Origin of the sequence: Pseudoalteromonas sp. 0303 (assembly GCF_013349995.1) — a bacterium.
Taxonomy (GTDB): domain Bacteria; phylum Pseudomonadota; class Gammaproteobacteria; order Enterobacterales; family Alteromonadaceae; genus Pseudoalteromonas.
Map to the genome: position 1 here is coordinate 1 of NZ_JABVXF010000047.1, position 21,360 is coordinate 21,360.

Annotated in this window: 13 protein-coding genes and 1 tRNA gene; 8 read left to right on the top strand and 6 right to left on the bottom strand. The window is 41.9% G+C overall.

Annotated elements, in window-relative coordinates:
- The coding region (locus HUS62_RS20130) for a retention module-containing protein (protein WP_175080916.1) at positions 1 to 4,952 on the bottom strand (4,952 nt) is incomplete at its 3' end.
- Between the two features lie 242 nt (positions 4,953 to 5,194).
- Between HUS62_RS20130 and HUS62_RS20135 the strand changes: the two genes are divergently transcribed.
- The 4 genes from HUS62_RS20135 (at position 5,195) to HUS62_RS20150 (ending at position 11,447) form a co-directional block, all read left to right on the top strand.
- The gene (locus HUS62_RS20135) at positions 5,195 to 7,207 is read left to right on the top strand and encodes a TolC family outer membrane protein (protein WP_258536826.1); all 2,013 of its coding nucleotides are present in this window, start codon (positions 5,195 to 5,197) and stop codon (positions 7,205 to 7,207) included.
- A 73-nt stretch (positions 7,208 to 7,280) separates the two neighbouring features.
- Complete coding sequence (locus tag HUS62_RS20140) at positions 7,281 to 9,419, top strand: type I secretion system permease/ATPase (RefSeq protein ID WP_175080917.1); 2,139 nt, start codon at positions 7,281 to 7,283, stop codon at positions 9,417 to 9,419.
- A complete protein-coding gene (locus tag HUS62_RS20145) occupies positions 9,416 to 10,837 on the top strand; it encodes an HlyD family type I secretion periplasmic adaptor subunit (RefSeq protein ID WP_175080918.1) in 1,422 nt (473 codons plus the stop codon). The genes HUS62_RS20140 and HUS62_RS20145 overlap by 4 nt, the downstream gene beginning before the upstream one ends.
- A gap of 22 nt (positions 10,838 to 10,859) precedes the next feature.
- Positions 10,860 to 11,447 carry a response regulator transcription factor gene (locus HUS62_RS20150; RefSeq protein WP_175080919.1) on the top strand — a complete coding sequence of 196 codons (588 nt, stop codon included), beginning with the start codon at positions 10,860 to 10,862 and terminating at the stop codon, positions 11,445 to 11,447.
- Here HUS62_RS20150 and HUS62_RS20155 read toward each other — a convergent pair.
- The 3 genes from HUS62_RS20155 to HUS62_RS20165 all read right to left on the bottom strand — a co-directional run bounded on the left by HUS62_RS20155 (position 11,444) and on the right by HUS62_RS20165 (position 14,682).
- Positions 11,444 to 13,402, bottom strand: coding sequence for a LapD/MoxY N-terminal periplasmic domain-containing protein (locus HUS62_RS20155; RefSeq protein ID WP_175080920.1), 1,959 nt, complete (start codon positions 13,400 to 13,402; stop codon positions 11,444 to 11,446). The two genes, HUS62_RS20150 and HUS62_RS20155, sit on opposite strands and share 4 nt — an antisense overlap.
- A complete protein-coding gene (locus HUS62_RS20160; RefSeq protein WP_404936077.1) occupies positions 13,396 to 13,959 on the bottom strand; it encodes a transglutaminase-like cysteine peptidase in 564 nt (187 codons plus the stop codon). Before HUS62_RS20160 ends, HUS62_RS20155 begins: the two co-directional genes overlap by 7 nt.
- 264 nt (positions 13,960 to 14,223) lie before the next feature.
- Positions 14,224 to 14,682, bottom strand: coding sequence for an LPP20 family lipoprotein (locus tag HUS62_RS20165; protein WP_054562225.1), 459 nt, complete (start codon positions 14,680 to 14,682; stop codon positions 14,224 to 14,226).
- Positions 14,683 to 14,792: 110 nt separating this feature from the next.
- On the opposite strand from HUS62_RS20165, the gene HUS62_RS20170 reads away from it, so the two are divergent.
- Complete coding sequence (locus tag HUS62_RS20170; protein ID WP_175080922.1) at positions 14,793 to 15,983, top strand: flagellar assembly protein FlgT; 1,191 nt, start codon at positions 14,793 to 14,795, stop codon at positions 15,981 to 15,983.
- Here the strand turns inward: HUS62_RS20170 and HUS62_RS20175 are convergent.
- Positions 15,966 to 16,865, bottom strand: a complete 900-nt coding sequence (locus HUS62_RS20175; RefSeq protein WP_175080923.1) for a LysR substrate-binding domain-containing protein — start codon at positions 16,863 to 16,865, stop codon at positions 15,966 to 15,968. The genes HUS62_RS20170 and HUS62_RS20175 overlap by 18 nt on opposite strands.
- A gap of 109 nt (positions 16,866 to 16,974) precedes the next feature.
- Between HUS62_RS20175 and HUS62_RS20180 the strand changes: the two genes are divergently transcribed.
- The 3 genes from HUS62_RS20180 (at position 16,975) to HUS62_RS20190 (ending at position 20,621) form a co-directional block, all read left to right on the top strand.
- Complete coding sequence (locus HUS62_RS20180; RefSeq protein WP_062566773.1) at positions 16,975 to 17,703, top strand: glutathione peroxidase; 729 nt, start codon at positions 16,975 to 16,977, stop codon at positions 17,701 to 17,703.
- A gap of 232 nt (positions 17,704 to 17,935) precedes the next feature.
- Positions 17,936 to 19,369, top strand: coding sequence for a sodium:proton antiporter NhaD (gene nhaD / locus HUS62_RS20185; RefSeq protein ID WP_082422933.1), 1,434 nt, complete (start codon positions 17,936 to 17,938; stop codon positions 19,367 to 19,369).
- A gap of 187 nt (positions 19,370 to 19,556) precedes the next feature.
- Positions 19,557 to 20,621, top strand: a complete 1,065-nt coding sequence (locus tag HUS62_RS20190; RefSeq protein WP_175080924.1) for a zinc-binding dehydrogenase — start codon at positions 19,557 to 19,559, stop codon at positions 20,619 to 20,621.
- A 288-nt stretch (positions 20,622 to 20,909) separates the two neighbouring features.
- Here the strand turns inward: HUS62_RS20190 and HUS62_RS20195 are convergent.
- Positions 20,910 to 20,986: transfer RNA gene (locus HUS62_RS20195), tRNA-Arg, on the bottom strand.
- Between the last annotated feature and the right edge of the window lie 374 nt (positions 20,987 to 21,360).

The window sequence follows — 21,360 nt, forward strand, 5'->3', positions numbered from 1 at the left end:
GCTTCGGCACTCCAGTTACCTAAAGCATCGGTAGTGACCGTCACGGTATGACTGGTGCCATTGGCATCTGTAAAGGTTACTGCAAGTGAGGTATTGGCTAAGTCTGAAGTACCAGTGACTGTCGGTGTATTGTCGTTGGTCAGCGCTGGCGCATCGATGGTCATCGTTGGTGCTGTCACATCGATAGTGCCTGTTTCTGTATCGCTACCTTCGTTACCCGCCGCATCACTCACCGTGGCTACCACGGTGTAATCACCTTCGGCCAAGGCGGTACTTGGCTCAACAGACCAACTGCCATCCGCTTGCACCGTCGCTGTCGCACTTTGTACATTACCAGCACTATCAGTGATAGTGAGCAGCACTAAGCTCCCCACTGCCGCCCCGCTGGTTTGCCCACTGATGAGCGGTGTCACATCATTGCTATCGGCCAAGGTATCAAGAGTGATGGTCGGTGCGGTGATGTCTATTTCACCAGTGGCACTGTCGGTGCCGGTATTACCTGCATCATCTGAAACTTCCGCTTCAATAGTGTAATTACCCTCGGCAAGCACTTCAGTTGCAACAATTGACCAGCTTCCGTCAGCACTTGTGATAGCAATTAAAGTTTGAATATTACCAACACTGTCGGTAACCGTTAGCCTAACCTCAGTACCTGCAGGAACGCCTGAGCTTTGCCCTGAAAAAACTGGAGTTGTGTCATTTGTCGTATTTTGAGGATCAATTAAAACGCTTGGCACTGTGGTATCAATATTACCGGTTGCCGAGGTTGTTGCTGAGTTTCCGGCAACATCACTCACAGATGCTTCGACAGTGAAGCTTCCTTCAGCGATAATAACCTCAGCATCAACAGACCATGATCCATCAGCTAATGTGGTAGTAGTTAAAGTTTGTGTATTGCCCAAGCTATCTGTTATTAATAAAGTTACCTGCGTGCCTTGCGGTACACCTGTTGTTTGACCCGTTAGAGTAGGTGTAACGTCATTTGTATCAGCAATAGCATCAATACTAATTGTAGGCGCAGATAAATCGATGATACCTAATTGAGAGTCGCTCGCTTCATTGCCTGCATTATCTACCACCTCAGCTAATACAGAATACTGTCCTTCAGCCAGCGCATTGCTAACTTCTGCTGACCATGAACCATCTTGCGAGATGACAACAGATGCTGTCTGAACGGCTCCTGCACTGTCAGTAATTGTGAGTGTTACGACACTACCAGCCGCCAAACCTGACGTCTGACCCGTAATGATCGGAGTAACATCGTTGCTATCTACTAAGGCATCAATACTGACTGTCGGCGCTGTTACATCAATTACGCCTTGAGCAGTAGCATCACTTGTAAAGCCATCAACTGTTACTGACGCATTAACAGTAAATGTGCCTTCACTTAAAGCTTGCTGTATCTCTACACTCCACTGACCATTCTGTACTGTTGTAGTAAACTGTTGGCTGTTGCTATTACTGTCTTCAACAATAATTGTTATGACGGTGCCATTAGGGGCATCTGAGGTGCCACTTAAAGTTGGCGTAATGTCATTGGTTTCGTTGATTGCATCTATTGCAATGCTAGGCGCTGCACTATTTAAAATAAAGGTACCCGTTGTCTGGGCTTGATTGCCTGCTGCATCGGTTATTGATGCTGTAACATTGATGTTGCCATCTTCTAACTCGGCTGGCACATCCCCAGACCAACTACCATCAGCATTTACGGTTGCGCTAAATTCATAGCTGTTAATACCATCTGAGACAACAACCGTAACGATACTACCCGCAGGTTCATTCGTTTGTCCGCTAATAGTAGGAGTTGTATCGTTGACCGTTCCTAAATTGTCAATCGTAATAATAGGAGCTGTGAGATCAACAACACCGTTTTGAGTGATTTGCGTTTGATTGCCAGATTCACCTTCTACACTAGCAATTACCGTGAATGCCCCTTCAGCTAACGGCGTATTAGGACTGATTGACCAGCTTCCGTCCGCAGCCACAACCGCAGAAAGCGTTTGTACCACGCCATCGCTGTCAGTAACGTTGACAGTAACAATACTGCCTGCAGTGACATCAGTTGTGCCTGTGATCAACGGCGTACTGTCATTAGTCAAAGGATCAAAATCTAACGTTAATAAAGGATTAATTCCATCGAACGTACCAACTTCAGTATCCGTGCCTATATTACCCGCATTATCAGTGATACTGGCTGTTACTGTAAATTCCCCCTGCGACACTGAACCTGTAACAGGTACCACCCAGTTTCCATTAGCATCGACAGTTGTCGTATAGGTTTGGCTATTATTTTGAGAGTCGACAACAGTAACTGTTACTGTATTACCTGCCGTCGCTCCTTGTGAGCTGCCTGAAATTAAAGGCGTACTGTCATTTATAGCACCTATGGTATCTATGCTAATAAGCGGTGCAGTAGTATCAACCACTGCTGTGATCGAATCATTTGCGGTATTACCAAATTGGTCGGTAACAGTTGCATCAATCGTAAACTCACCCTCTGCAAGTTCATCAGATACATTAATACTCCAATCTCCATTTGCATCAACTGTTGTTGTAAATGTTTGGCTTAGACCTGAAGAAGGAACAATTACCACCGTGACCACATCACCAGCTGTTGCATTTAATGTTGAACCTGAAATACTGGGTGTTGTGTCGTTTGTTTCGCCTAACGCATCAATTAAGATAGTTAAAGATGAACTATCCACTGTACCCGTTTCTGTATCAGAGGCTTGATTACCTGCTAAGTCAGATACAGTAGCGGTAACCGAGTATTGTCCATCAGCAAGGCTGACTGGTACATCTGCACTAAATACACCATTATTATTAGTGATTGCAGTAAACGTCTGGCTATTCCCATTTGCATCTGTGACAACTAAAGTGACTGGGGTCCCTACTGCAACGCCTTGCACTGTGCCCGAAATTGTAGGTGTGTTGTCAGCACTACTTCCTAAGTTATCAAGGCTTATAACTGGCGCGGTTAGATCAATGATCCCTGTCGTCGTATCTTGAGCTTGATTACCAGCAGCATCACTAACGATTGCAGTTGCTGTAAAGCTGCCTTCAGGCAAAGGGCTTATTGCATCAACACTATAACTGCCATCAGCAAGAACAAGTGCCGTTAAAGTTTGCGACTGACCATTACTGTCAACAACTTGTACTGTAACTTCGGTGCCCTCTGGCACCCCATCAACTCGCCCTGTTATGGAAGGTGTTGTGTCATTTGTATTGGCTATTGCTGTTAACGTTATGTCAGGAGCCGTCAAGTCGACAACCCCCTGAGTGTCAGCTTGAGCAGTATTTCCGGCTGCATCAGTTACGGATGCACTTACATCAAAAACCCCTTCAGCAAGATCTGCGACAACATCTAAACTCCAATTCCCATCAGCATCGGTCACCGTTGTTAATGTTTGAACTTGACCATTAATATCAGTGACAACAACGGTAACAAGTGTGCCTTGTTGAACACCAACAACATTACCACTGATATTCGGCGTAGTGTCCTGCGTATCATCAATTGGTGTGATATTAATCACAGGGGCTGTATTATCAATAACACCTGTGGCCGTCGCTTGTGCCTCATTTCCAGCAATATCAACGGCTGTTGCTGTAACAGTAAACTCACCTTCAACAAGTACTTCAGGGGCATCAACGACCCAGCTACCATCTTCTGCCACAATAGCAGTTAAGGTTTGCACTGTATTATCTGCACCAGTGATCACGACTATGATTTCACTACCGACAGTGACTCCACTTACCGTTCCTGAAATAGTTGGCGTGGTATCATTTGTTTCACCGATGGTGTCAATGCTTATAACGGGTGCAGTCAGATCAACTAAACCATTTTCATTATCACTGCCTTCATTGCCAGCCTCATCAACTGCCGATGCAACGACCGTATAAAGCCCTTCAGCAAGTGCTTCAGTAGTGATACTCCAATTTCCTTGATCATCTACCTGCGTCGCTATTACCTGTACTTGTCCTGCGCTGTCAGTAACAGTAATAGTGACCGTATCGCCACTACTAATACCAGACACAGTGCCAGTGATTACTGCATTTTGAATTGCTGAATCAGTAAGTGTATCAATCGTCACAACCGGCGCGACTGTATCAATACTTGCACCAATATTATCTGATACAGGGTCGCCATTTGGATCAAGAACAAGCACATCTACATTAATTGGACCATCAGGTAATGGGTCAAGTGGCGGGGTTACAAAAGTACCATCTGGCTGAACTACAACCGTCACAACTTGAGTATTACCATTCGCGTCAGTAACTGTCACCGTGACTGTTTGTCCTACTAGGTTTTCAGATGTACCTGATATAACTGGTTGTGGATTATTAGTAAGACCTAGTTCATTGACACTCAATGTTGCAATTAACTCATCACTAGGTACAACACCATCGGTTGTATCTCGAGGAGAGAAAGTACCTGTATTATCAGTGTTAAAGCTGTCATCAAACGTTAAACTAGATGGGTCAATACCCTCAGCGATACGTGCTAACTCTACAAACGATGTACCTCCGCCAGATGCAGCACCACCGCCTCCACCAGCAGCCGTCGCCTCTAAATTGTCTAAAATATCTCCCCCCCCTTCAAGCGCATCTAAAAAGTCACTGATATCTGTGCCTGTTTGTTGCTCTGGGGTTGGTTGATTGGGTTGATTTAAACTTACAATGGCTTCGTCGATACTATCATCGAAAAGGGTATTTTCTGAGTTATCTTGCGTCTCTTTTGCTAACAAGTCAGGGGTTATAGTTACTGATTTATTAGCAGGGATCGCCAATGACTCTCCTTGCACATCAATTAATATAGTCGAGTTGTCTGCGGTAAAAACGGTATCTCCTACCGTGATCACATCTCCAACCGTAAGGGCTTTTATAGAACCGTCCGCCTGCACTAAGCCTGCTGAACCTTGTACATCAATAACCAGTAACTGATTTGCGTCCATTTGCTTTTCCTCAAACTATGAGTAATACATTTATATAGCTTAAGCCTAGCCAGCAAATAACACTTTGCTACTGGACTTTGGTACAGGTAAACGTAAAAAACAGCACTTTTTCACCACCCGCGAATAAACAAACGATTAATAAAAAATAAAAACACGACAAAAGTATCATTTGCAGTATTTGATATTGTTGGCTAAACCTTAACTTAGAATGAATATAATTTAGTCTAAAAATGAGGATCATAATGGCTATAAACAATCAGTTCACTAGCAAAAAGCTCAGCGCCTTACTTACTTTGATGTTTGCAGCGAATGTAAGTGTATTCAGCGTTCAAGCAGAGCCAATATCTGTAATGCCTTTACATTATGTATCTGATAAAGCAATTTCATCTAATCCAGAAGTACAACAAGCTTGGCATGCATTTAAAGCATCAATCCATGGCATTGATGCTGCTCGTTCAGGCTATCTACCCACTGTCGATGTATCAGCGAGTGCTGGTTACGAGAAACGCAACTACGGCATTGAAGATGAATACAACCGTAACACTGCAGAGCTCACATTAGGGCAAATGTTATACGATGGTTTTAGAACATCGAACAATGTTAAGCGCTTTGAACGCATTCAACTGATTCGTTACTTTGAATTACTAGACCAAGCAGAAAAAACAGCGCTCGCTGCGAGTGTTGCCTATCTCGATGTACAAAAGTTCACCGAGTTAGTTGAACTTGCTGAAAATAACTTAAAAGAGCACGAGGCTGTTTATCAGCAAATAGAGCAAAGCGTTGGCGCTGGTGTTGCTAGAGCGGCAGACCTTGAACAAATTAGTGGTCGTCTATCACTTGCACAATCAAATGTAATGACAGAATATGCAAACCTACATGATGTGAGTGCTCGCTATTTACGGATTGTTGGAGAGCTGCCAACAAAAGGAACTGCCAAAGCGAAGCTAAGCGATGATGCAATTCCCATTTCTATCAACCAAGCACTTGATATAGCTTACAAAAACAGCCCTAACTTTTATGCATCTCTTTATAATATCGAAGCGCAAAAAGCGAATGCTGATTCACAACGTTCCGCATTTCACCCTAATGTAGATTTATCGGCACGCTACGGTATGCAAGATAGAGATGAGCTAGGCTTAAATGAAACTCGCTCAGAGGCCAGAGTCGGTATAGATATTCGTTATAATTTATATAGTGGCGGCTTAGATAGCGCCAACCTTGATCAAGCCTATCAAGAAATTAATGTGGCTAAGTATCAACGCGACCAAACTTGTATTGAAATTAGACAAAACCTCCAAGTTGCTTATAACAACGTGCAAGTTTTACAAAATAAGCTCCCTTCTCTTGCCAGTCATAAAGAGTCATCAAATAAGGTAAAATTTGCTTACAAAGATCAGTTCGATATTGGTCAAAGAACACTACTTGATGTACTTGACGCTGAAAACGAGTCATTCCAATCTAATCGAGCCTATATAGCAGCTCTCTATGATAGACAGTCAGCTATTTTAACTATGCTTGCTGAAATGGGTAAATTACTTGAAACGCTCAACGTTACTTCCGATAAATTCCCAGTAATTACAGAGCTAACCGATGACCCTATTGCATTAAACTCAGATAGCATTTGTCCAAAATTTGATGTAGCAGCAACAATTGGCCGACAAGCATTCTTGCAGAAAAAAAAACAGCAAGATAATGCATATATGAAAGTAACCGCTATGCCTAATTACTTAACTATGCCGGTGACGCCTGTTGAAACTCCTACAACATTTGCAGATGATGATAATGACGGAATCGCAAATGCTCAAGACGAATGTCCATCTACACCTGCATTCACGGAGGTTGATGAAAAAGGCTGTACAAAGTATCGAAGCAACACGAGTAATGTAGAAATTGGCATTCCTTTTCTTGCAGATTCAAGTGTTGTGCGTCCCCAGTATATGCAGGAAATAGCTCGGCTCGCTGACTTTTTAAAAGAACACCCCTATAAAAATGTTGAGATTCAAGGTCATGCCTCGTTAGAAGGGCCAGCCCTTTATAATAGAAAGCTCTCCGAAGAACGAGCCTCTTCGGTTGCAGAGATATTAATCCAGCAATACGGTATTGCCCCAAATAGAGTGAAGTCGCTTGGTTATGGTGTTGATCAACCAAGAATAAATGAGATTTCAGTTCGAGCTAATGCTGCAAATCGTCGCATTGAAGCAGTGATAACCGACGCCGGTAGCCGCCCAGCAGCCATGAAAGATGGCTGGTCGTAAAAGTATATGGTGAATTTAATACCAATTCGCTTAATTTAGTACCTTTGAGCACTGGTATAAGTATGGATATTATATGCAAGAAACCGATGATCAAGATCATGGTGGCAGTCTTGTTGACTGCCTAGAAACGCTATGCCGCTATCATGATCGAGAATTTTCTCGTGAAACATTATTGAGCGGCTTACCCCTTGAGAATGGCTTATTAACTCCGTCAGGTTTTTCACGTGCCGCTAAACGAATAGGCTTTAAAACTAAAATTGTTCACAAACCCCTGTATGACCTTAATACAGCTTTGTTGCCTGCGGTGTTGATCTTAAAAGGTAATAAAGCCTGTGTAATAACTAAGCTTGATATCGAAAACGACAACGCTGAAGTTATCTACCCTGAATTAAATGACTCTGCGGTCAAAATCAGTATTACAAAGCTTTCAGATAGCAGTACTGCAATGGTTATTTATGCACAGCCCGAATTCGCTTTTGACGCTCGCTCGCCTGTACTACAAAAACTAGCCAAAGATGGCTGGTTTTGGGGAGTTATCAAAGAGTGTCGAAGTTTATACAAAGATGTCGTCGTTTCAGCTATCGCATTAGGCGTATTATCAATTGCGATGCCACTTTTTGTTATGAATGTTTACGACCGTGTTGTACCTAATCATGCAGTAGAAACTCTGTGGGTACTGGCAATCGGTGTTTTAATTGCACTCACCGCTGATTTTATTTTGCGGTTAGTTCGAAGTTACTTTGTAGAACTGGCGGCAAGTCGTATTGATGTCAAAGTGTCAGCTGTGATTATGGAACGCGTACTGGGCATGAAACTAAAAAACCGTCCGGCTTCTGCTGGCTCGTTCGCAAGTAATATTCAATCATTTGAAGCAGTCCGAGGCTTCTTTAGCTCAATGACCCTCATTGCACTTGTCGATTTACCCTTCGTTTTACTTTATCTAGTTGTCATTGCAATCATTGGCGTACAGTTAAGCTTACCAATAATCGCCGGTGCTCTATTATTGCTGTTTTATGCATTAGCCGCACATCGGAAGCTTGAAAGCCTCTCAGAGCAAACAATGAAAGCAAGCTCCATGCGCAATGCGATTTTGGTTGAAAGCCTAACCAATATTGAAGATGTCAAAAGCTTTCATAGTGAATGTAAAACCCAATCCAACTGGGAGAAATCAACGATTTACATCGCCCGTGTTAATGCACAAAGCCGTTTAATTTCATCCTCTATCAGCAATGCAGGTTCATGGGTTCAGCAATGCGTTGGGGTTATAATTATGATGGTTGGCGTACATCTCATTATCTCCGGCGATCTAACTCAAGGAGGGCTAATAGCAGCCTACTTACTCTCATCACGTACGATGGCACCGATTACTCAATCTGCTGCAGTGCTAGCTCAATTTCATCATGCTGCAATTGCAATGCATTCTCTCAATGAAATTATGGATAACGAAGTTGAGCGCCCTGCCGGCAAGCACTGGCTAAGTCACCCAGTGCTTCTAGGGGACATTGAGTTTAATGATGTGCGATTTAAGTACTCTCAAGAAAGCAATGAAGCATTAAGTGGTGTTAGCTTTAAAATAAAGTCTGGTGAAAAAGTAGCAATTCTTGGTCGCAATGGCTCTGGTAAAAGTACAATTGAAAAGTTAATTCTTGGCCTGTATGAACCTACCTCTGGTAATATATTAATAGATAACAATGATATACATCAGATCGATCCTGCCGAGTTACGACATAACATTGGCTATGTACCACAAACTATTTCTTTATTTTTTGGCACCCTTAAAGACAATATTACCCTCAGTGCTTGGCATGCCAAAGACGAGCAAATTTTATCTGCGTGTCAACAAAGCCAATTATTTGAATTAATAAACTCACATCCAGATGGTTTTGACCTTCAAGTTGGTGAACAGGGTCGGCTTCTTTCCGGTGGGCAGCGCCAAGCTGTTGGGATTGCACGTGCGCTACTGAACAATCCGCCTATTTTACTGATGGATGAACCCACCTCAGCACTTGATCACAATAGCGAAAATAAAATTATTAACAATATCAAGCGCAATTGCCAAGAGAAGACCCTAATTGTAGTGACTCACAGAACTTCATTACTAGAGCTGGTAGACCGCATTATTGTACTAGATAACGGCAAAGTGGTTGCTGATGGCCCTAAAGCTCACGTGTTATCGGCTTTAAATAACCATACAGTAGGAAAAGCCTCATGAGTAATAAAAACTTACCTATTGAACAGCGCTCGTTTGAACATCTAAACAAAGTGATGGAAAAACAAAAAGCAAAACGTCCATCTATTTTTTCTAAGCTTTTTTCAGGGTGGTTATCACCTCCTAATAGTCAAGACTGGCTAGTTGACGCACAGTGGGAAAAAATGCAACAACAACCAGCAAGTGCCCGATTACTACTTTACATTATCTGTATCAGTATTATTGCGCTTTTTGTTTGGTCGGGATTTGCTTACCTTGATGAAGTAGCAAGAGGTGAAGGTCGCGTAATCCCATCTCACAAGTTGCAAATAGTGCAATCGTACGATGGCGGTATGGTCGAGCAGATATTTGTACGCGAAGGCCAAGTTGTTAATGCAGGCGATGTTTTAATAAAAATCGATCCTACACGTTTTATTTCTTCATTTAGAGAAAACCAAGCTAAGGTGCTTTCCTTGACTGCAAAAGTTGAGCGGTTAAAAGCTCTCACGCAAAAAAAACCTCTGGTATTTACTGCAAGTTTGATAGAGAAAGCACCGGACGCGGTACTGCATGAACAAGCCATTTTTGAAAGTAGCAATAAAGAACTAGAGCAACAAGTTAACATCCACAAGCGCCAATTAGAACAACGTCGGCAAGATTATGCCGAAGCAAGGGCTGCTTTACAGCAACATACGAATTCATTGAGTTTAGCTAACCGCGAATTAGCAGTAACTCGCCCTCTACTTCGTACAGGTGCGGTATCAGATATAGATATAATTCGCTTAGAGCGTCAAATTGTTGAACATACAGGTGAGATCAATCGAACAAAAGCGGCAATAAATCGTAGTCTATCAGCCATAAATGAAGCGAAGAACAAAGTCACCGAAGTTGAGCTTGCTATGATAAATCGCTGGAATAATGAGCTATCAGAAGCCTTACTTCGGCTTGATGCAATGAAAGAGTCAGAGTCTGGACTTGCTGATAAAGTTGCACAAACGGAGCTCCGTTCCCCTGTCAATGGTACGGTTCAACGTCTATTAGTCAACACAGTTGGCGGAGTACTGCAACCTGGCAGCGATGCAATTGAAATTATTCCACTCGATGATCAATTAGTTGTTGAAGCTAAAATCCTACCTAAAGACATTGCTTTTTTACGCCCAGGCCAAGCTGCAATGATTAAATTTAGCGCTTATGATTTTGCCATCTATGGTGGTTTAGAGGCTGAAGTTACTCATATCAGCGCTGATACGATTACTGATGACAGAGACAATACATTTTACTTAGTACAGCTTAAGACAAATCGTAATCACTTTGCAGACAACCTGACCATCATCCCAGGAATGACAACTCAAGTCGATATTATTACTGGTAAAAAAACGGTTCTTGAGTATTTATTCAAACCAATTTTACGTGCAACGTCTCTAGCAATGAGCGAACGCTAGCAGGCTTTTTAATGGAGTAATCATGCGTCGCAGTATTTTTATTACACAAGATGACTTGCAATCACCTCACTGGCTAAGTGCATTTCCAAATTGTGTAATTCAGACAGCCTGCCCAAATAAATTATTAGCAGACACATTAATTTGGTTACTTGCAGACTCTGATGATTGGCAAATACAGCTACAAAAATTAACCGCACAACGGCTACCAGTCATTGTGATGACAACTCAGCTGGATTTTCAACAGCTGTGTGATGCATTGCAACTTGGTGCTCGTGGATACATTGAAGCATTTGCAAATAAAACAGTCATCGAACAAGTTGCTGAAACCGTTAACGCCGGTGGAATTTGGCTTCCGGGGCAATTACTTTCCAACTTGGTTGGCGTGTTATCGGGGCAAGCAATTAACTACCCATACCAATGTGATTTAAGTTGCCTCACAAAACGAGAAAAACAGGTTGTTGATGAGGTTGTAAAAGGTGCTACCAACAAACAAGTTGCGCACGTTTTGAATATTACTGAGCGCACTGTAAAAGAGCACATGAGTTCTATTTTTCATAAATTAAAGGTGCGTGACCGAATGCAATTAATGCTTGCAGTGAAGGGTCATTAAACAGACTCTTCAATCGCCACGACACCATCAAAACCAAGTTCTTTTAAAGTGGCTTGGTCACTTGGGTTTTTAACCCCCTCTGCAACTACTTTAATGCCTAGCGAATGAGCTAATGAGCATACCCCCCGTAAAAAGCCTTGGTTTGCCTCATTAAAACTAATGTTGTGGCAGTAAACACTATCAACCTTTATCATTTCAAGACCAAGTTCTTGGATTTTTGTTAGTTTTGTAAACTCAGCTCCAACTCGTTTTAGCGCAACTTTCGCACCGATACTATGCACCTGACTACAGAAACCTCTAAATAGCTGAAAATCTTTAACAGCAGTATTTGCTCTAACCTCAAAGCAAATTCGCTTAGCAAGCTCAGGGTAAGCACATAAGCCTGTCAAAATTGACGCCACAGCCATATCATCATGTAATGTATCCGCAGAGAGCTCCATCCCTAATAAGGTATCGCCTGTTAACTCACCATATTGCTTGATCATCAATTTCATGAGACTCCAATCAAGTCGTGCGAGTAATTGCAGTTTGTGAGCCCATTGATAGTAAAACCCTATTCCGTACCTCTCTCCTTTGAGCAACAAACTCAGTGAAATTTGTTGCTGAAGAAGAACATCAGAGAACGAGGTAACAGGATATAATGCAATTTCTAGTTGGTTCTCTTTTAATGCTATTTCAATCGTGTCACGCCAAAGATCAAGGTCATCATTTCTTAGAACAGCAGCACTATCAATAACAAAGTGGGCATTACAACCTGGCTCTGAAGTCGCGACTTTTAATAAATTATCCACTCGCTTTAACAATTCCCCTCGAGTATCATTGGCGACCACCAAGCTGCAACTATGAGATACAGCAAGACCTACCTGTTCGTACTGTGCAACTAATTGCTTGTGACTCTGCAAGACATCGTCGCTCAATACTTTTAAATCACTCACATCAGAAAACAACACCAAGAAATCGACATGAGACATACGCGCGATTTGGCTTTCTCTAAAACTATCTTCATTCGATTCGAGAAATGCAACTAACGACAGTGAGAACCGGCGTAAAAAATTAACCATCTCTACTCGTCCAATTTGATCTGTTAACTCATCAAGATTAACCACCCTAAACAGAAATAATGCGCCATGCCCTTGGGTGTTTTCTAAAAACGTATCAAGTGTGGCGTTAAAGTACTCTCGATTTGCAAGCCCAGTCAGATCATCGTGTTGGCTCTTGAATCGCATCTCTTCAAGCCTTTGACGATCTTCTTTAACAATACGGCTAAAACGCGAAGAGAGTAAGTTCATTGAAGAAACTAATTTGGCAAACTCGTAAGTTCTAGGCACCTTTGATTTAATAAAGCGCTTTTCTCCTAATGCTATTGCTTGGCGCATTACATCGCTCAATGGGCTTAAAATTTTCGATAAAAAGTAAGCGCTTGCTATACAAGCTGAAATTGCCACAGCTAGAAAACTATAAAACAAATTTACCGAACTTTGCCAAAGCGCATCTTGTGTATGTTGACTATGACTTTCAACATATAAAGTACCATACTGCTGCCAACCATCACTTACTTGAGCTACGCCAGGAGCTACCTCAAGGGAGTATAAATGGCGAAACCAGCTCGGTGCATCAAGTACTAACTCGCCCTTAAATACACGTTTTACAATCGTCTCCCCATTCGGATCGATTAATTCAATACGCTGGTAGTAACCTGTATCAAACGACGCCGAAAGAAGCAGCTCGATTTCCACTGGATCCTTATTCATTTGACTCAACATTAGCGCTAATGAATTTGCATTATCTACATTTTTCATTTTAAGTTCGGCTGTAAAGTAGTCTTTTGCCGAATTAGTACTAATAAGCAAACTGCTAATAAAGCCAATTATGATCACCACTAAAATGGCAATCCATAACTCTTGCTTTAAACTAATGGTTTTTTTACGTTTAAACGCTTTAAATACGTTCACCATTTAACTCCTTCTTTACGAGTTTGCTCTAAAATATGTCGCCAACGCGATAACCTCGCTGTCGGATCCGCTACGCTTTGTGCTGAATTGTTAGCCCAAAGGCCCTTACTATTAAAACTAAAAACAGGACTAAGATCGGTTCGCTTTGCAGCAGGCAACACTTTTACGATTAAACTGTCTAAAATAAGTGGTTGTGCATTTGGTTGACTGTAATAACCTAACACCATGTGAGCTTGGGTCTTCCTAGTTCCAGGTAATTGCGCTTTAACATAAATTAATCGAAGCTTGGTGTCGCTTATACCTAAAGCGCGTAAGCTGACGTACTTAGCAATAGCGTAATCTTCGCAATCACCAAGCCCTGTTCCCATTGTTTCGAGTGGGGTTGCCCAATAATCATTTTGTTTCCATAGCTGGATATCAGTTTGATAAAGTAAACTACGCGCAAAAAAATCATTAACGACCAAAATTTGCTGTTGTTCAGGTAAATTTTGAGCATGCTGCAACATGCCTTGCCACTGCCTTGCGACAGTAACTCGAGTGGCGCCGTAGCGTTGCTGCATCTGTTGAATAAAGGTTGAAAATTCGATCACCAAGCGCTCAGCTAAAGCACCGCTAGTGACGCAAAATAGAATGACAATTGAAGAAGATAAAAAGCGGTAACGCCGAATGAAACTACAAACAAAGGCACAAGCTTTAGTTAACATAAGCTATGCCTTGAAGATATTCAGCTTGAATGTAATTATATGCGTTAGCCATTATACTTTAATGAAAAAATATTATTTTTAAAGCATAGCACTCAAGCTGAAACTATGAGAATTTAAGCACTAATAATATGTTACTTTTTTCACTTGGCGCGGTTTTACTTCGCCGATGTATAAATCGTGCACTCGCTTCATATCAAGCTGTAATTCAGTTGCGTAGGTATCCCCTACTGCATAGGTTTTAATAACCTGTGCACCTTTGATCACACCTTGTACTTGGCTTTGTAATTGATCATTATGAGCAATGCTGTTTTGCACTGTAGTGCCTGCGGAAATTCTTTGCCCGTAAACTTGCTCAGCAAGCTCGCGGTAAGCTTCAAGCTTTGAGGCTTTAATCGCAAGTAGAGTACGCTGCGATTCATTGCTACCTGGTTGAGCACTAATTGGCGCATAACCCACGGCTTTTAGCACTGGGTAGCTATCTGGCTCAATGTAAGTGTATTCTACATGTTTATCAAAAATACTACTGCAGCCGGTTAATGCTGCGCAGGCAACCAGCCCACCGAATAGAAGTGCTCGCATAATTTGCTTCCGCTTAAAACTCTTTGGCTACAAATATGCACGTTTAATGCCACTGTGGTACAGTCCTTGCTCATTTAGGTTATTCATTGGTTTTAATGCTAGGTGTCAGCATGAAAAATAAAACAATAGCCAGCTTAAAAGGCCTTGGCTTAGCCTTTACAATTTTGTTTTCTAACAATAGCTTAGCTCAGTGGTTTGAATCTACAGGCCATGCAGTTGTAAAAAATGGCGATACGAGCCAAGCCAAATCTGCCGCCATTAAAGACGCCATAACTCAGGCTTTAGTGTTTTCTGGCGCTCGAGTAAGCTCTGTACAGACACTAGTTGACGGGGTTTTGACGCAAGATCAGCTGAAAATAAGCAGCCATGGTGAAATCCAGAAAATAGAATTGATCAGCGAAGACCGCCATAACGACACCTATGCCATAACGCTTCGCCTCGATATTTTTGCTCAAGCAGAAGAATGTCCTGCAAACCAATACACAAAATTTATTGCAGTGACACAAAGCCAACTCGCCAATCGCGAGCAAGCGCGTATGGGCCAAATTTTTGACGTAAACAAAGCCATTAGTGAACACTTATATGCCAGCTTAAGTAATACGCAAATGGCAGCTAAACCGACAGCCTATTACAATATGCCGTTGCGAGTAGATCATTTTTTCACTCAGCAATACGATTACAGTAATGCGCTACTTGAAGAGATCACTAGCCGCAGTAACTCGCAATATGTATTACTGAGCCGTATTCGTGATTTATCGGTTAACCATAAGATCAACAACGATTATGCATTTTGGCAAGATGATAGTTTCAAGCGTGCATACAAAGTAGATTACGTCTTATTTGATGGCACCACTTACGAAAAGCTCTGGCAAAAAAGCTACCAAACAGAAGGTATTTGGCCGTATAAAAAGACTGAGATCATCGATGTATATAGCGACCGATTTTGGGCAACTGACTATGGCCAAGCTATTAGCGATATAAACCAAACCCTAACCTATGACTTACAAGCAGCTATGGCCTGCTTACCCACGCAAGGTAAAATACTGCATATAGAAAACGGCCGGTTAATCATCAACTTGGGTAAGGCGCATGGGCTTGAGCAAGGGCAAATTTTAAATATAGCCCATCATAATTACCTAACGGATGCACAGGGTAATAAGCTTCCGCACAAAATCACTACACTTAATCAGGTAAAAGTGACTCAGCTTTATCAGCAATCAGCGGTTGCCATGAGTATAGATAAGCAACCACTACCTAACATTCAAATTAACGATATTGTTGAATTAGCTGTTAGCGAGTAAATGAGCTTGTAGGCCTTGATGAGCATTTAGCCAACTAGCTAATTGCTCAACACCAGCTATATGTGGGTAGTGTTTACGAGTTGCAATGACAACTTGGCGTTGCTGATTAGGTGTTATAGCTAAGTACTTCACTCCTTCACGTGGTGTACATGCAAGCTTAGGAACAAAGGTTACCCCATCATCCATTGCCACCAGCGCAAGTAAGGTTTCTATACTGTTACCTTTATATTGGTTCGAGACTTCAACCCCAGCTGAAAAACAAAATTGCTCTGCTTGCTCCTTAAAGCAATGCCCTTCGTTTAACATTAATAAGTCACATTCATGTAATTGAGCTAAGGCAACTTCGATATGTTTTGCTAAAGCGTGTTGCTCAGAAACTGCAACTAAGAAGTCTTCTTTATAAAGCGGTGACACATGATAAGGCGCTAAATCAGCCACATCAGCAACAATTGCAATATCAATCTCACCATTATCAAGAGCCACCAGCGTTTGTGCTGTTTGCATTTCAATAAATGAAAACTGGGTTTCACTAAAGGCCTGCTTCATCGAAGTTAAGAGTGTTGGCAGTAAATAAGGTGCAATGGTAGGAATAATACCTACATTGATTTTACCCTTTAGTGGGTCATGTGAGCTGGCGGCTATTTCTTTAAGCACTTGGGTTTGATCTAGGATCAGTGTGATCTGCTTAAGAAGTTGTTCACCTTGCACAGTCAACGTGACCTGCTTTGTTGAACGGTCAAAAATAACAACCCCCAGCTCTTGTTCAAGCTTTTTAACTTGCCCGCTCAATGTCGGTTGGCTGACATAGCAAGCATCAGCTGCTTTTCTGAAGTGCTTATATTGCGCAACCGCTTTTACGTATTCAAAGTCTTTTAAATTCATATAACACCACCAATAGCTTTTACCTATCACATTAATACAAACAAACGATTGGAGCTATCATAAATTAAATCGCATAATGGCACTCAACAAATCAAGAGGAATCAAAACAATGTTAAACAATATCGAAGGCCAAAAAGTACCAAACGTTACATTCGCAACACGTGTAGACGAGCAGTGGAAATCAATGACCACTGACGAAATTTTTAAAGGTAAAACAGTTGTGTTATTTGCATTACCAGGTGCATTTACACCAACATGTTCATCAACTCACTTGCCACGTTATAACGAGCTTGCGGCTGTATTTAAACAAAACGGTGTTGATGACATTGTATGTATTTCTGTAAACGATACCTTCGTAATGAATGCATGGGCACAAAACCAAGAAGCGCAAAATATCACTTTATTGCCAGACGGCAACGGCGAATTTACCGACGGCATGGGTATGCTAGTCGATAAAAACGACTTAGGTTTTGGTAAGCGCAGTTGGCGTTATTCTATGCTGGTAAAAGACGGCGTTATCGAAAAAATGTTTATCGAGCCACAAAAGCCTGGCGACCCGTTTGAAGTATCTGATGCAGATACCATGCTTGAGTACATTAACCCAGCACAGGTAAAACCAGAATCAGTGAGTATTATTACCAAGCCTAATTGCCCGTTCTGTACAAAAGCTAAAGCGTTACTAGAGGCGAAAGGTTATGTGTACGAAGAAATTGTATTAGGTCAACACGCTTCATTAACTAGTTTAAAAGCGATTTCTGGTCGTGAGACAGTGCCGCAAGTATTCATAGGCGGTGAGCACATTGGTGGCTCTGACGATTTAGAAAAACACTTTGCATAATTTTCAAGTTGGGGCTGCTAATTGCAGCCCTTTATTATTTTAAAACCACAACACATTGATTAAATTATAAATTATATAACTGGTCTGCTCTCGCCATCACCCGTATTTATATTCAAAATACCAACATATTAGTTACCAATTTGTTACATAAAGCAAAGAATGAATCTAAAATGTCTGCAGCTACATTTACTTAAACCGTAACGAAATTAAGATGATTTAATTGGAATATACAATGAAAAAACTAACACAAGGATTGCTCCTTTCCTTGCTATGTTTCGGTGGCCAAGCTCATGCTGCGTCAACTGGTACTATCGATTTACTCACCCACCCTGTTGGCATTATCTGCCTTGTTATTTTTATCTTTGCTTATGTGCTCGTCATACTCGAAGAAAAAATTCACTTACGCAAATCAAAACCCGTATTGGTTGCAGCCGGGATTATTTGGACCCTTATTGCTTGGCAGTACAGTGCACAAAACTTATCTGATCTTAGCACCGACGCATTTCGTCACGCCTTGTTAGAATTTTCGGAGTTAATGCTATTTTTGCTCGTTGCGATGACCTACATCAACGCCCTAGAAGAGCGTCGTTTATTTGATGGCCTAAGAAGCTGGCTGGTTGCTAGAGGCTTTAGCTACAAACAATTATTTTGGATAAGCGGTGTACTGGCATTTTGTATTTCACCTGTAGCCGATAACTTAACTACTGCCCTACTTTTATGTGCAGTGGTAATGAAGGTAGCAGCAAATGATAACCGCTTCATTGCTATGTCGTGCGTCAATATTGTAATAGCCGCAAATGCCGGTGGCGCATTCAGCCCGTTTGGTGACATCACGACACTGATGGTTTGGCAAGCCGATGTTGTTGCCTTTACCGAGTTTTTTGTTTTATTCCTACCAGCTTTAGTCAGCTATATTATTCCTGCATTTGTTATGTCTTTATTTATCAATAACCGTCACCCGGATACGGCCGATGAAGATATTGAACTTAAACGCGGTGCGCTTCGCATATTGTGCTTATTCTTACTGACAATACTCACCGCCGTGGTGCTAAAAACCGCCTTTGGTTTACCACCGGTTGTGGGCATGATGATGGGTCTTGGCTATTTACAGTTTTTTGGTTACTTCTTACGCGTGACACTCCCCGGCTCTCTTGCCAGAAAACGCGCCATGGCAGAGCGTGAAGGCGACAAAGAGCGCTTATCTCGCTTAGGTAATGTTGTTCCTTTTGATGTATTTAGCCGTGTATCGAGAGCCGAGTGGGACACGCTCTTGTTCTTCTATGGCATCGTTATTTGTGTTGGCGGCTTAGGGTTTATCGGCTACTTAGCGCTGCTTTCTGACTTACTTTATAACAACTGGTCTGCTACCGGTGCGAACATTATTCTTGGTTTAATGTCAGCGGTAGTCGATAACATTCCAGTGATGTTTGCAGTATTACAAATGATGCCTGATATGTCGCACGGTCAATGGCTGCTTATTACGCTAACAGCAGGAATTGGTGGCAGCCTGTTATCAATTGGCTCTGCGGCAGGAGTTGCACTAATGGGGCAAGCGCGAGGAATATACACCTTTAATAGCCACTTAAAATGGTCGCCAGTCATTTTACTAGGTTACTTTGCTGGAGTATTAACTCATTTATACCTCAATACTGCCTACTTTGGCTAAACCTATGTAATGTCAAAGTTAAAACCCTAATCGTTTTTAGGGTTTTAACTTTAAACACTCCAAAATGAGCATTTTATAAACAGCAGTGTCGTAATAAGCTGTATTTTTGTCGTAAAAAGTCAAGATTAAGGCAGGCGCTTTACTTTAGTCTAATAATTCACAAATAAGGTGAATTGAGGACACACATATGAGCCAAATGAATTCTGTTGCCATGCAAAATGGCAAGCTGCATGTAAAACAAATTGATATTCCTACACCTGGACCCGGCCAAGTACTGGTAAAAAGCCTTGCTTGCGGTATTTGCGGTTCTGATATTCATATAACCCGCCACACCAGCGATGTATTCGATATCTATAAAAACCTTGGCATCATGGCTAAAGATGCAGGCGATGACCAAGAAGTATTATTAGGCCATGAGTACGCGGCAGAAATCGTTAGCTACGGCCCAAATACTAAAGGCGAATTAGCTAAAGGCACCCGCGTAACCTCAGTGCCAATTTTACTTTCTGCTGGCGGCGCTGGCGTAGGTGTAACCCCAGGGCTATATGGTGCCTACTCTGAATACTTTATTGTTGATGAAGCCTTGCTATTACCTATTCCTGATGCTGTTCCATCAGAAGCGGCAGCCATTACAGAACCACTCGCTGTTGGCCTGCACGCAGTGAACCGCGCACAAATGCATAATGATGATGTTGCCATTGTGGTTGGCTGTGGCCCAATTGGCCTTGCTGCGATTGCCGCGTTAAAGCTTCAAGGCGTAAAACACATCATTGCCTCTGATCCACAAGAGAGCAAAAAACAAATTGCCCTTGAATTTGGCGCCACAGAATATGTTAACCCTATGGCGGATGATGAAGTTGCTACAGCCGCAGCACTTGCGGGTAACAACAAGGTCGTTATTTTTGAATGTGCCGGTGTAAGCCGCTTATTGAACGACTACATTTTACGTGCACCAGCAAAAGCAAAAATCATTGTAACAGGTGTACATACCGCGCCACTAAACATTAACTTTGCCTATGCCACAGTGAAAGAGTTAGACCTTATTTTCTCTTATTACTACCAGCCAGAAGAGTTTGCACAATCACTTGAGAACATCGCGTCAGGCAAAATTGCATGGCAAAAAATGCGTACTGGTAAAGTCGGCATAGACGGCGTACAAGGTGCATTTGATACCTTATTTAAACCAAACGACCATATCAAAATCATCATTGAACCATGGCGCACAGGCGAGCTTGAAAAAGTAACGGGTTAATTTAATTTGGGGGTTGCTGAAGTAACTTGGTAGCCCCTACAGGTGTGGATTTACGCCTATTTATGCGGGTTTGGGACAGTTTAATTAGTTAATTTAGTTAAGTTTTACACTTTTTTACACCTTAATCTAATGTAAAAAATGGTGTAAAAATGCAACATACAACTTTCTCATTCACAGAAAAAAGAGTGCAAACCTTGTCTCTGAGTCTAGAACTAAGGTCTATAAGGAGCTGCGAATAAGTGGTTGAGCTTGTAGATTGGTAAAGCAATGTCTTGATTGGAAAGTTACTGGCGTCCCCGGCAGGATTCGAACCTGCGACCTATCCCTTAGGAGGGGATCGCGCTATCCAGCTGTGCCACGGGGACTGTGATTCCAGTGAGTTTAAAATATCAATTTTTCTTTATTTTTACTATACCTAGATGCACGAACGAGTATTATTTATTCAACTTCACATTAAATAATTTACTATCTGCAAGGGGTAGCTAAAGTCCTGCCTGGCTTGTAAGCGCCTCCTCAACTAAATACAGTAGATAAAGCCATAAAGTCTCAGGATAGCTCCCTAAAATAAGGCCGAATATACATCGAATTACACTTTGAATTTTCTTGCCTTACAGGCAGAGTCCATATACCTAACTAACTTCTTTCCTCTTGCTAACTCGCTAACTTATTTGTTTTATCTGATAGCTGACGGCTGAAAGCTCCTGTGTGTTGGGTTTCACTTCACTCTACCCAACACACA

Coding starts and splice junctions, on each gene's coding strand:
- HUS62_RS20165 (WP_054562225.1), bottom strand. CDS start 14,682: ATGCGAGCACTTCTATTCGGTGGGCTGGTTGCCTGCGCAGCATTAACC.
- HUS62_RS20150 (WP_175080919.1), top strand. CDS start 10,860: ATGCGTCGCAGTATTTTTATTACACAAGATGACTTGCAATCACCTCAC.
- HUS62_RS20155 (WP_175080920.1), bottom strand. CDS start 13,402: ATGGTGAACGTATTTAAAGCGTTTAAACGTAAAAAAACCATTAGTTTA.
- HUS62_RS20135 (WP_258536826.1), top strand. CDS start 5,195: ATGGCTATAAACAATCAGTTCACTAGCAAAAAGCTCAGCGCCTTACTT.
- HUS62_RS20180 (WP_062566773.1), top strand. CDS start 16,975: ATGTTAAACAATATCGAAGGCCAAAAAGTACCAAACGTTACATTCGCA.
- nhaD (WP_082422933.1), top strand. CDS start 17,936: ATGAAAAAACTAACACAAGGATTGCTCCTTTCCTTGCTATGTTTCGGT.
- HUS62_RS20140 (WP_175080917.1), top strand. CDS start 7,281: ATGCAAGAAACCGATGATCAAGATCATGGTGGCAGTCTTGTTGACTGC.
- HUS62_RS20170 (WP_175080922.1), top strand. CDS start 14,793: ATGAAAAATAAAACAATAGCCAGCTTAAAAGGCCTTGGCTTAGCCTTT.
- HUS62_RS20190 (WP_175080924.1), top strand. CDS start 19,557: ATGAGCCAAATGAATTCTGTTGCCATGCAAAATGGCAAGCTGCATGTA.
- HUS62_RS20145 (WP_175080918.1), top strand. CDS start 9,416: ATGAGTAATAAAAACTTACCTATTGAACAGCGCTCGTTTGAACATCTA.
- HUS62_RS20160 (WP_404936077.1), bottom strand. CDS start 13,959: ATGCAGCAACGCTACGGCGCCACTCGAGTTACTGTCGCAAGGCAGTGG.
- HUS62_RS20175 (WP_175080923.1), bottom strand. CDS start 16,865: ATGAATTTAAAAGACTTTGAATACGTAAAAGCGGTTGCGCAATATAAG.